Origin of the sequence: Telluribacter roseus (genome assembly GCF_017355915.2) — a bacterium.
Classification (GTDB): Bacteria; Bacteroidota; Bacteroidia; order Cytophagales; family Spirosomataceae; genus Telluribacter.
Genome location: NZ_JAFEUV020000002.1, coordinates 343,957 through 355,363, shown reverse-complemented (window position 1 = coordinate 355,363; position 11,407 = coordinate 343,957). Strand labels below are relative to the sequence as shown.

The window sequence follows — 11,407 nt, the reverse complement described above, 5'->3', positions numbered from 1 at the left end:
GATTTATTAAGATGGGTCCTGAATGAAAAAACCTCGCTACGGACTTGTTCATAACTGCCGAGCGAGGTTTTTTATGTACTGGAATAAATCTTTATGTACAATGGTACCCTACGGTACCAGCATCGCGTCGGTATTTTTCTTTTTGGCCCTCTCCTCCCTTCGCAACAGCACAAGCTGCTTGATACGCATCCAGCGCTCATACAGCTTTGACTCCTTCAGGAAGTTCCAGCTTTGATCCTTCTCAGCCTTTTTAGCCTCTTCAGGATTGAACATCATACCGGTACACAGGCAGTGCTTACGATCCGTACGAGTCAGCACGTCATAGTTAACACAGCTGGCGCAGCCTTTCCAGAACGCATCATCGGCGGGTAGTTCACTGAATGTAACAGGCTCATAGCCCAGGTCAGAGTTGATCTTCATTACCGCCAGACTAGTGGTAATACCGATGATCTTCGCGTTGGGGTATTTCTTACGCGACAGTTCAAAGGCCTTGGCCTTGATAGATTTGGCTATACCACTATTACGGTAGTCCGGATGCACGATCAGACCGGAGTTGGCCACAAACTTGCCGTGCTCCCAGGTCTCGATGTAACAAAAGCCTACCCATATACCACTGGTAGTAGTAGCGATAATGGCCTTCCCTTCAATCATTTTTTCCATCAGATACACCGGAGAGCGCTTGGCTATACCTGTACCGCGCTTTTTAGCACTCTCCTCCATTTCGGCGCAGATGGTTTCGGCGAAATGAAGATGATTTTCATTAGCAACCTGAACAACGAATTGGCTGCCGGACTGTTCCTTATTCTTCATGGTTGTTAGTTCTGAAAAAATGATACCCTCCATACGCAACGCGACCGGGCCATCACATCAAATACCTGATGAGGTTTTTGAAATTAATACACTAAACTAAGAATGGGGGCAGAGAGAATTTTACCACGTAGGTAAAACAGAATTATGCGGTCCTCTCGGACCTAAACCTGAAGGGCGTAGTATGAAAGAAAGTATATGCGCCGTGGTTGTTCATTGATAGCTTCTGCTGAAAAACAGTGCAAATTTTATAAAAAATAGATATACACCCAAAGAAACAGCAAATATATTTTTCTGGTTCAGTGGGTATTACAAAACCATATAAAAACATTTATACCTGTCCACGCTCCTGGTAATGGCCCTAATTTAAGACAAAAAGCTACTTGTTACATATAACATTCTGAATATCAAATAAGTAACTAACAACGCACAAATTTCGACTAAATCACCTAACTTTGTTTAAGATGTTACCGACCCGGATTAGCCCCTGAGACGTAGTATTAAAGAGGGAAAGTAACAGTAATGGAGGTGTCATAATCTATTAATGAATCAACTATCAGCTGACGATCTTATATACGGGTATATCAATGGGATCTTTCCCATGGCAGATACCGACGGTACCATTTACTGGTATTCGCCGGACCCGAGAGCCATTATACCTATTGATACCTATCATTCGCCTAAATCACTGCGTCCCGTCCTGAACAAGCGGGTATTTGAAGTTCGAATCAACACCGACTTCAAAGGGGTAATGACGCACTGTGCCGCCCCCCGAACCAACGAAGAAGGTACCTGGATATCGGAGGACATCATAGAGGCGTATACCGATCTGCACAAGATGGGTTTTGCCCATAGTATCGAAACTTATCAGGATGGGGAGTTGGTAGGAGGCTTGTACGGAGTAGCTATAGGGGCTGCTTTCTTTGGCGAATCTATGTTTTATACAGTCAGTAATGCCTCTAAGGTAGCTTTCCATTACCTGATCGAGATCCTGCGCCAGCAGCGCTTCCAACTGCTGGATACCCAGTTTATTAACGACAATGTACGCCGGTTTGGCGCTATCGAGATACCCAAGGCCGACTACATGAGCCGATTGCGGAAGGCGGTCTCCACCAAAGCCCGCTTCATTGAGCCGGATGTGGAGCATCTGTTCCTCCGTCAACAATCCTATGAAAAATAGCCACTTTGTATAGTTTGCTGCTGAAATAGCCTAATTTTGGGGAATTTTTCAGTCTAATGCTCATATAGTTGTGGCAAAGCCTATCCTCGTTATTAAGTTTGGTACTGCTTCTATCACCCGTCCCTCCGGTGAGCCCGATCTGGCCATCATTGCGGACGTAGCCCGCCAGGTATCCCTGCTTCATAAGAACTACCGCCTGATCATCGTATCGTCGGGGGCCGTTGGGGCAGGCAAAGCCTATATACAGGATTATAAGGGAACCATCACCCAGCGCAAAGCCGCCGCCTCGGTAGGTAATCCGCTACTGGTGGGTATCTACGCCAGCCAGTTCACCCCCTACGGCATTGCCATCGCCCAGAGCCTCTGCGAGCGCCAGCACTTCGCCAACCGCCACCAGTTCCTGCAGCTTAAGGAGACCTACGACGAACTCTGGAACAACGGTATTATACCTATTGTGAATGAGAATGATGTGGTAAGCGACCGCGAGTTGAAGTTTTCGGATAATGACGAGTTGGCTACGCTTATAGCCGCGGGCTTCGGGGCCGAAGCCCTGATGCTATGTACCTCCGTAGGTGGCCTGCTGGACGAAGCCGGACAGATGGTTCGCGAGGTACCTGATGTAAACGATGTATTCCGCTTTGTCAGGACCGAAAAATCAGCTCTGGGACTGGGAGGAATGGCTTCCAAGCTCACCTTTGCCAAACTGGCTACCCGCATGGGCATCAGGGTGGTGATATTCGGCATGAGCGAAAAAGATGGTATACTCCGGGCCCTGCGGGGAGAGACCGGTACTGTGTTCGTCCCGCAGAAAAGTACCCTGTCGGCACGCAAGCGGTGGCTGGGTAGCGGTGGTCTGGTAGCCGGTAAGCTACGCATCGACGAAGGAGCTGCTAAAGCACTGGAAAAGCGGAAAAGCCTGCTGGCCGTAGGAGTACTGGAAGTAGTAGGTGAATTTGAGGCTGGGGAAATCATAGAGCTATTTACCCCCGAAAATGAGATGATAGCCGTAGCCCGTGCCCGCGAAACCTCCCAGGCTATCATAAACAACCTGAAAACTCAGAATTTTGAAGTGGCTAACGCCAGCGATATCGTACTACTCTGATGGAATCAATCATATCTCTATTACAGGCTACCAAACAGGCTTCGGCCGCTGTTCGTAACCTTTCGGACGCCCAACGGGCAGAGCTGCTCACCACCTTAGCGGACCGGATACTGGCCAGTCAGGCACGTATCATTGCCGAAAATCAGAAGGATCTGGAGCGCATGGACGACAGCGATCCAAAGAAGGACCGCCTGCTCCTGAACGATAAGCGTATTCAGGGACTGGCGCAGAGCCTGCGTGACGTAGCGGCCCTGCCCGATCCTACCGGCCAGCTCTTACTGGAGCGTACCCTGCCCCAGGGTATTCAGCTGAAGAAGATAGCCGTACCGCTGGGAGTGGTAGGAGTAATCTATGAGTCGCGCCCCAACGTGACCATTGACGTGGCTTCCCTATGCCTGCGCTCCGGCAACGCCTGTGTACTCAAAGGAGGTAAGGAAGCTCAGTACTCCAATGAGTGCCTGGTTGGTATAATTCATGAAGTACTCGCTGAGTTTGGGGTTGACGCCGCAGCCGTAGCCCTGCTCCCTACCGATCGTAAGTTTGTAGCCGAACTACTATCGGCCACCCGCTACGTGGATATTATCATCCCACGAGGCTCCGAAGGTCTGATCCAGTACGTACGCCAGAACTCCCTGGTACCTACTATCGAAACCGGCGCCGGCGTATGCCATACGTACGTAGAAAGTACTGCCGATCTGGACATGGCCCGTGATATTGTGGTCAACGCCAAGGTATCGCGCCCGTCGGTATGCAATTCGCTGGACACCGTAGTAGTAGACCGAGCCGTAGCCGAAGCCTTCTTACCTACGCTGAAAGAAGAGTTCATCAAGTGGAACGTAGAGGTATTTGCCGACGACGAGTCGTATCCCATATTCAAAGCGGCTGAATATCCTCTGCTACAGAAGGCTACATCGGATGATTTTGGTCGGGAGTTTCTAGACTATAAGTGCTCTATCAAAGTAGTGGACGGCCTTTCGGAGGCGCTTTCGCACATACAGCAGTATTCGTCACGCCACTCGGAGGCTATTATATCCCGTGATGCAGCGGCAATTGAGCAATTCCTCAATGAGGTGGATGCTGCCGCGGTCTATGCCAATGCCTCTACACGCTTTACCGATGGCGGTGAATTTGGCCTGGGTGCCGAAATCGGTATTTCTACTCAGAAACTACACGCACGCGGTCCCTTTGCTCTCGAAAAACTGGTTACCGAGAAATGGGTAGTAGTTGGCTCCGGCCAGACCCGCTGGTAAGTACTTAAGAGCTCTCCCCATCGGGTTAGTGTATCTTCGATGGGGAGAGCTGCCTACTATATCTATACTCTCCGTTTTTATCAAGTACCAGCCTGTGCAGGTGTAACTGGGGCTATTATTGCATGGGCGCGATTTCTACAAATCCACCACTAGTTACACAGACACTCCTACTACACAACCTACTTCATCAAATATATCTCGTTCATTATCAAATCATAGTATTACATATACTAATTTACCAGAAGTCAGCAAGTGTATTAAATAATTACTAAATTTGACTTTTTGTAACCACCGCTGTTTCTCCTCCTCCTCTTTTTGAAGTACGGTATTTGACTTATGTTATAAGCGTAGCAGTATCTAATCCCATCTATTCATATGGAAAAAAGAGAATATTGGGTGGCTAAAGCCAGTGAATGGCCTGATGAGCATAAGGAGGAAGTAAAAGCTGGCGATACTACAGTCCTGCTCATTCGTCATGAGGGCGTGTTCTACGCTTTGTATCCCAAATGTACTCACTATGGTGCCCCTCTGGTCAAAGGAGCTCTCAACGGCAACCGACTGGTTTGCCCCTGGCACCATGCCTGCTTTGATGTCCATTCCGGAATAAACCTGGAAGCCCCCGGCCTGGATGGTTTGCCTACCTATAAGGTAGTGGTACGCGACGACGATGTACATGTGTATATTCCCGAAGGCGAGTTGCCGGACCGTAAGCCCAATCCACTTACCCTGCGCGATCCGAATAGTAAAGATGTCTATGCTATAGTAGGTGGTGGTGTGGCTGCCCAGTATGCCGCCGAAGGTATGCGCGAAGCCGGTTACCGGGGACGTATCATCATGATTACAGCTGAGAGTGAAGCTCCTTATGATCGTACCAACGTTAGTAAGATGTACCTGCAGGGCGAAGCTCCCGAAGAGCAGATGTACCTGCGTAAAGCTGACTTCTACGAAAAGTATGGGATAGAGCTTCTGAAGAATCATTGTGTCAAGAGCCTGGACCCATTTGCCCGACGCATTGACTTTGACAATGGCGGACAGCTTACCTACGATAAAGCCCTGCTCTGTACTGGCGGCGAGGCCTGCAACCTGAGGTTAGAAGGTATTGATAAACCCAATGTGTTTCTGCTGCGCTCGCTGAGCGATAGCCGACAACTGCGGGACGCCGCTACCGAGGGTACCCGGGTAGTTATAGTAGGAGGCTCTTTTATTGGATTGGAAGGAGCTATGAGCCTGAGAAAAAGGGGCTGTGATGTAACGGTCGTTACTCCGGATATTACTCCTTTTCAGAAAATATGGGGACAGGAAGTAGGCAAGCGCATACAGCAGTGGCACGAAGAGGCGGGGGTGAAGTTCCGGCTGGAACGAAAAGTAATGAAGCTGCACGGTGACGATAAAGTAAATGAAGTGGTACTTGATAACGGCGATACGCTACCGGCCGACCTGGTACTGGTAGGCATCGGTGTGAAGCCAGCTCTGGACTTTTTAAGAGGTGTAGAGCGCGAAAAGGATGGTGGTGTCAAGGTAGATTCATTCCTGCGCATTACTAATACCCTGTACGCAGCCGGTGATATTGCCTATGTACCTTTTGGACCGGGCCACTGCCGCATCGAGCACTGGAAAGTAGCCGGACAACAAGGCCGTATAGCGGGTAAGAATATGGCCGGAGCCGGCCAATTGTACGATACGGTACCCTTCTTCTGGACCAATCAGCAGGGACGTAGCCTGCGGTATGTAGGCTACGTGGAGGATTACGATGATGTCCTGATCAGCGGTAGCCTTCAGGAAGATAAATTTTTGGCTTATTATATAAAGTACAATCAGATCAAGGCGGTGCTGGGCCTGGGGCATGATGCCGATATAGCGGCGATCCAGGAGTTGATGTACAACGGGAGTATGCCCGGTCCCGAGGCATTGGAAGAGGTAGAAAGCTGGGAAAACTACCTGAAGCAATCGGCCGTGTTAGTACCCCGTTAAAAATAGTATTACTAGTTAGAAGCCTTTCGTCCTGGTGGTGAAGGGCTTTTTTTGTACCTGTTGCATTAGATTAGCCCCCGATCGTACTTACCACTAGTAGTATACTATACTGGTTGTAATCTATAAATTAATGAACATCTTACTGATAGGAAGCTCCAACACGGACATGGTCGTAAAGACCCAAAAGCTTCCTGCTCCCGGTGAAACTGTTATTGGTGGCACCTTTCTGATGAATCCCGGTGGAAAGGGAGCCAATCAGGCCGTAGCCGCTGCCCGACTTGGTGCCCATGTCCGGCTGGTGGCTAAGGTAGGGAATGACCTCTTTGGCGAACAAGCCGTGGAAGGATTTCAAAAAGAAGGCATAGACACTACGGCCATTGTCAAAGATGATGGACCGTCGGGTGTAGCACTCATCACCGTAGACGATAAGGGTGAAAACTGCATCGTAGTAGCCCCCGGTGCCAACAGTAATCTTCAACCCGACGAAGTGGAAGCCGCTATTGATGCCTGCTTGCCGGGCGACATAGTACTTCTCCAGCTGGAAATACCCCTGGCTACCGTAGAGCATGCCATCCGAAAGAGCGCGCAGCGCGGGCTACGGGTTATTCTGAACCCCGCTCCCGCTCAGAGGTTACCCCTTGACCTGCTCTCGCACCTCCACCTGATTACCCCCAACGAAACCGAAGCCGAGCTACTGACGGGTATCCCCGTTACCGAAGACAATGTAGGCAGAGTAGCTCGTGCCTTACAGGATATGGGTGTGACTAATGTAGTGATCACGCTGGGGGCGAAGGGAGCCTATATACTGAGTAGTGAATTTGAAGGTACAGTAGGGGGAGTAGCCGTACAGGCCGTCGACTCTACCGCCGCCGGCGACTGCTTTAACGGTGCTCTGGCCGTAGGTATGGCCGAAGGATTATCCTTACCGGAAGCCGTTGGTTTTGCCTGCAAGGCCGCCGCTATCTCGGTCACACGACTGGGGGCACAGAGCTCTATGCCCCATCGCCATGAAGTTTCGTAACTAGTCTATTCTTCTTTCCGATAAAACTATCCCTTAGCTCCTCCAAACTCTCCTTATGTTCATCGTCGAAACTTACACTACCGCCATCATTTTCTGTTTTGTGACTATGCTCTGCTGGGGCTCCTGGGCCAACACCCAGAAACTGGCTGCCGGGCACTGGCGTTTCGAGCTTTTCTACTGGGACTACGTGCTGGGCATCCTGCTGCTGTCCCTCCTGTTTGCATTTACATTTGGAAGTACCGGCGACGGCGGCCGTAGCTTTATTCCTGACGTACAACAGGCGGATGGTGCCAGTATAGGCTCAGCGATATGGGGAGGTATACTATTCAATGCAGCTAATATCCTGCTGGGAGCGGCCATCTCCATTGCTGGTATGTCCGTAGCTTTTCCCGTGGGTATCGGACTAGCACTGGTCATAGGCGTAATCGTAAACTACCTCGACCAGCCCGTCGGTAATGCTACGCTATTATTTGGTGGCGTGGCTTTGGTAGTTGCAGCCATTCTGCTTAATGCCAGCGCCTATCGTAAACTGGCGAGTAATACAGAAGGAGTCTCTACCAAAGGCTTGGTACTGGCGGTGGTGGCAGGCTTGCTGATGGGCTTCTTTTATAAGTACGTGGCGCAGGCTATGTTCCCGGACTTTGACCAACCCCTGCCGGGCAAGCTGAGTCCCTACACAGCGGTTGTGTTCTTTGCCGTGGGTATTTTGCTGAGCAACTTTCTGTTCAATACCCTGCTTATGTACCGCCCCTTTGTGGGAGAGCCGGTGTCTTACGCCGACTACTTCCACGGAAACGCCCGCAGCCACCTTACGGGTATAGCCGGTGGTGTAGTCTGGTGTATTGGGATGTCGTTCAATATTATCGCATCGGGCGAAGCAGGACCCGCTATCTCGTATGGTTTGGGACAGGGTGCTACGGTAGTGGCTGCACTCTGGGGTATCTACATCTGGAAAGAATTCCGAAACGCCCCAAAAGGTACCAGTACACTCCTCAACCTCACACTGATCTGCTACCTGATAGGGCTGGGGCTGATTATTGCGGCGGGGTGAGGGGAAGTACCACTCAAAGCCTAACCTTCACCGGATTATCCTTTATACCACCTTCATACAGCTCATAGCTATATGCCTTTACATTCCCCTTTTTCAGTTTCTGAAACAGGCAGTTGTCCTTTGGATAAGGTTTGGTAAAGAAGGCGTAGGTACCTTTGGGGGTATTATTATGTATCGCGTATTGTAAATAGGCTGTTTTCTTGGCAGGGACAAAAAGAAGAATTGGTGTAAAATAATTATGGAAAATAAAATCGGTTAAATGACAATCGACCTTATTTTTCTTAAACCACTCATCTATGTATTCATAGTACCTGATTGGTTTGTAAGAACAATAACTAAAAGGAAAAACTCGTACTCCAGCAGGAGCCAATAATAAACCATCATTCGAGGATCCCCCACTGAAGTTCATGCGGTTATATTTTTCATAACTTAATACATAGTCACTCCACAGATCCTCAATTGTACTGCTTTTATTTAGCTTTTGTTCCTTAGCCTGAAAAGACGGAGCTAATACATATATATCCCTATCCATAGGGTTAGTGAGGTACACCCTCAGAAATCTGTCATACTCACCATCAGACTTTTTCTTTATGAATACCCGATAGTTTATCGCTAAACCATCTTCATGGGATTTGGCGGCAGTACTTACCAGTACTAGCATTATGATCAGAGTCGTCACTCTCATATATAAGTTTTTAAAGTTCTACAACCATCCTCTGCACTCCCCTACCCGCTCCACACCCGGTACTTCCAGCACCAGATCTTCGCCGTAGGCCGAGGCAGGGGTTTGGTACCCTACTTTGAAATTGCCCGCTAGTACCTTCTTGGCAATGATAAGGCTACTATGAGCCGTGAGCGTATAGCCTTCGGGACAGGTGAGATGTGCGGTTCGACGGTCGGCGGAAGCATTGGTTACCTCCCCCCATACGGTGCTGCTGGCCAGCTGACGCATGGCTTCGGTGGGCCCGCTAATCTTGTCTACTCTGTTCTTCGCTATCTTTTTTACAAGATCTGACCCTAGCAGCCAGTTGTACAGCCCCTGAAACCGCAGCAGGCTATGTACCCTGGGTGAGATACCGGTGTAGGTTTCGATATTGGGAATACCTGTGGTATGGCAGGCGGTAGATACGTCGCCCCAGGGAATCGTCATGAAGAAGCGCCTCCGGCCATTGATCTCAATCCACAGGCTTTTATGCCCTAGATTCTTAGTAACTATCTTTCCATTTTCCCGCACGGCTCCGCCTTTACCCAATCCTTCTACCATGGTACTGGCCGTCCCGTGCGACAAGCCTCCACCAACTGTTTCGAAGGCCAGCTTGAGGTGCGTGGCGTCCGGCAGTTGTTTTTTCAGGTACAACGCCAGGCAATCGGTAGGTACTACGTCGAAGCCAGCTCCCGGCAATAACATAACTCCCGCTTTACGGGCCGCTGCATCGTACTGCTTAGCCAGCTCAAATACCTCTATCTCACCCGTAATGTCCAGGTAGTGCGTATGAGTAGCCAGGCAGGCTTCGATCATAGGCCGGGCGGTAAATTTGAAAGGCCCCGCCGCGTGCAGTACTACCTTCACATCAGCCAATGCCCTCCGCAGCCCCTCCTGATCCGACAAGTCCACAACCCGATACTGAGTACCTATACGATCAGCCAGAGGGCGGATGGCCTCCTCACGCCGCGCCGCCAGAATGGGTACTACTCCATACTCATGGCAAATATCAACGATGAGTTGTCCTGTGTAGCCGTTGGCGCCGTATAGTAGCAGGGATGACTTTTCCATGGTGTTTCTAGGATGGTATTCAGGTAGGTGAATATAAAAAGAATTGTACAAGTACCACTACCTCAACACCGGCTAAGTAGCAGGGGGCACGGTCGTTTTGCACATTTTTCGTACCTTTGAGGCATAGCGTGTGGAAAAAGAATGCCCCTATGGCTTTATCAACAGATACAGAATACGTGCAGAGCATCGCCCAGGAGGCGACCGAACTACTAAGAAACCTGATTGCAACTCCCTCTTTCAGCCGCGAAGAAGATAACACCGCGCTGGTCATTGAGGAGTTTTTACAAAAGAAGCAGATACCTTACCAGCGTAAGAAGAATAATATCTGGGCGCTGAACCAGCACTTCGATCCGGCTAAGCCTACCCTGCTGCTCAACTCCCATCACGATACTGTCAAGCCCAATAAATCCTGGACGCTTGATCCGTTTGAACCCGTTGAAAAAGACGGCAAGTTGTACGGCCTGGGCAGCAACGATGCCGGCGGCTGTCTGGTATCGCTGATCGCTACCTTCTGTCATTTCTACGACCGCTCCGACCTGACGTATAACATAGCGCTGGCGGCTACCGCCGAAGAAGAGATATCCGGTAAAGAAGGCCTGGAGATCGTAGTACCTGAGCTGCCTCCCATTGAGTTTGCCATTGTAGGTGAGCCTACCCAGATGCATCTGGCCGTGGCCGAGAAGGGCCTGCTGGTAATTGACTGCATAGCTCGTGGTAAGTCAGGCCACGCTGCCCGCGAAGAGGGCGACAATGCCATCTACAAAGCCATCAAAGACATCAACTGGCTGACCAGCTACCGCTTCCCGAAGGTATCTCCTACGCTCGGTCCTATCAAGATGTCGGTGACCATTATTAACGCCGGTACTCAGCACAACGTAGTACCCGATGCCTGTACCTTCACGGTAGACATACGGGTAACGGAGCAGTACACGCTGGAAGAAATCATTGCAACCATCAAGGAGAATATCCAGTCCGAGATACAGCCCCGCTCGATCCGGCTGCGTCCGTCGAGCATACCGGTTGAGCATGCCATAGTACAGGCCGGTATAGCGCTGGGTCGTACTACCTATGGCTCACCTACTACCTCCGACCAGGCCCTGCTCGACTGCCCTTCGCTCAAGATGGGTCCCGGCCACTCGGAGCGCTCCCATACGGCGGATGAGTTTATTTACCTGCACGAGATCGAAGAAGGAATAGCTCAGTATATAGCGATGGTGGAGGCCGTAGTCGCCCCTCAGGAATAGAAGAGAC

10 protein-coding genes are annotated in these 11,407 nt (G+C 50.2%); 7 read left to right on the top strand and 3 right to left on the bottom strand.

Going from position 1 to position 11,407, the window contains the following annotated elements; genetic code table 11:
• Window positions 1-108: 108 nt before the first annotated feature.
• Entirely contained in the window at window positions 109-810 is a 702-nt protein-coding gene (locus tag JTN23_RS04760) for a GNAT family N-acetyltransferase (RefSeq protein WP_247232761.1), read from the bottom strand.
• 541 nt (window positions 811-1,351) lie between these two features.
• On the opposite strand from JTN23_RS04760, the gene aat reads away from it, so the two are divergent.
• From aat to JTN23_RS04730, 6 genes are all read left to right on the top strand, one after another.
• The gene (aat, locus tag JTN23_RS04755) at window positions 1,352-1,987 is read left to right on the top strand and encodes a leucyl/phenylalanyl-tRNA--protein transferase (protein WP_247232760.1); all 636 of its coding nucleotides are present in this window, start codon (window positions 1,352-1,354) and stop codon (window positions 1,985-1,987) included.
• Between the two features lie 70 nt (window positions 1,988-2,057).
• Window positions 2,058-3,089 (top strand): glutamate 5-kinase, encoded by a 1,032-nt coding sequence (proB, locus tag JTN23_RS04750; protein ID WP_247232759.1) that lies wholly within the window; start codon window positions 2,058-2,060, stop codon window positions 3,087-3,089.
• Window positions 3,089-4,339, top strand: a complete 1,251-nt coding sequence (locus tag JTN23_RS04745) for a glutamate-5-semialdehyde dehydrogenase (RefSeq protein WP_247232758.1) — start codon at window positions 3,089-3,091, stop codon at window positions 4,337-4,339. The genes proB and JTN23_RS04745 overlap by 1 nt, the downstream gene beginning before the upstream one ends.
• A 375-nt stretch (window positions 4,340-4,714) precedes the next feature.
• Window positions 4,715-6,310 carry an FAD-dependent oxidoreductase gene (locus tag JTN23_RS04740; protein ID WP_247232757.1) on the top strand — a complete coding sequence of 532 codons (1,596 nt, stop codon included), beginning with the start codon at window positions 4,715-4,717 and terminating at the stop codon, window positions 6,308-6,310.
• A 130-nt stretch (window positions 6,311-6,440) separates the two neighbouring features.
• A complete protein-coding gene (gene rbsK, locus JTN23_RS04735) occupies window positions 6,441-7,331 on the top strand; it encodes a ribokinase (RefSeq protein WP_247232756.1) in 891 nt (296 codons plus the stop codon).
• Between the two features lie 55 nt (window positions 7,332-7,386).
• Window positions 7,387-8,382 carry a GRP family sugar transporter gene (locus tag JTN23_RS04730; RefSeq protein WP_247232753.1) on the top strand — a complete coding sequence of 332 codons (996 nt, stop codon included), beginning with the start codon at window positions 7,387-7,389 and terminating at the stop codon, window positions 8,380-8,382.
• Window positions 8,383-8,395: 13 nt separating this feature from the next.
• Here the strand turns inward: JTN23_RS04730 and JTN23_RS04725 are convergent, their stop codons facing one another.
• Together JTN23_RS04725 and JTN23_RS04720 are read right to left on the bottom strand one after the other, a co-directional pair.
• Window positions 8,396-9,067, bottom strand: a complete 672-nt coding sequence (locus tag JTN23_RS04725; RefSeq protein ID WP_247232751.1) for a hypothetical protein — start codon at window positions 9,065-9,067, stop codon at window positions 8,396-8,398.
• 18 nt (window positions 9,068-9,085) lie between these two features.
• Entirely contained in the window at window positions 9,086-10,156 is a 1,071-nt protein-coding gene (locus tag JTN23_RS04720) for a saccharopine dehydrogenase family protein (protein ID WP_247232749.1), read from the bottom strand.
• A 149-nt stretch (window positions 10,157-10,305) separates the two neighbouring features.
• Here JTN23_RS04720 and JTN23_RS04715 point away from each other — a divergent pair, with 149 nt between their 5' ends.
• The gene (locus JTN23_RS04715) at window positions 10,306-11,400 is read left to right on the top strand and encodes a M20 family metallo-hydrolase (protein ID WP_247232748.1); all 1,095 of its coding nucleotides are present in this window, start codon (window positions 10,306-10,308) and stop codon (window positions 11,398-11,400) included.
• Window positions 11,401-11,407: the final 7 nt, after the last annotated feature.

Coding starts and splice junctions, on each gene's coding strand:
- JTN23_RS04760 (WP_247232761.1), bottom strand. CDS start 810: ATGAAGAATAAGGAACAGTCCGGCAGCCAATTCGTTGTTCAGGTTGCT.
- aat (WP_247232760.1), top strand. CDS start 1,352: ATGAATCAACTATCAGCTGACGATCTTATATACGGGTATATCAATGGG.
- JTN23_RS04745 (WP_247232758.1), top strand. CDS start 3,089: ATGGAATCAATCATATCTCTATTACAGGCTACCAAACAGGCTTCGGCC.
- JTN23_RS04740 (WP_247232757.1), top strand. CDS start 4,715: ATGGAAAAAAGAGAATATTGGGTGGCTAAAGCCAGTGAATGGCCTGAT.
- rbsK (WP_247232756.1), top strand. CDS start 6,441: ATGAACATCTTACTGATAGGAAGCTCCAACACGGACATGGTCGTAAAG.
- JTN23_RS04730 (WP_247232753.1), top strand. CDS start 7,387: ATGTTCATCGTCGAAACTTACACTACCGCCATCATTTTCTGTTTTGTG.
- JTN23_RS04725 (WP_247232751.1), bottom strand. CDS start 9,067: ATGAGAGTGACGACTCTGATCATAATGCTAGTACTGGTAAGTACTGCC.
- JTN23_RS04720 (WP_247232749.1), bottom strand. CDS start 10,156: ATGGAAAAGTCATCCCTGCTACTATACGGCGCCAACGGCTACACAGGA.
- JTN23_RS04715 (WP_247232748.1), top strand. CDS start 10,306: ATGGCTTTATCAACAGATACAGAATACGTGCAGAGCATCGCCCAGGAG.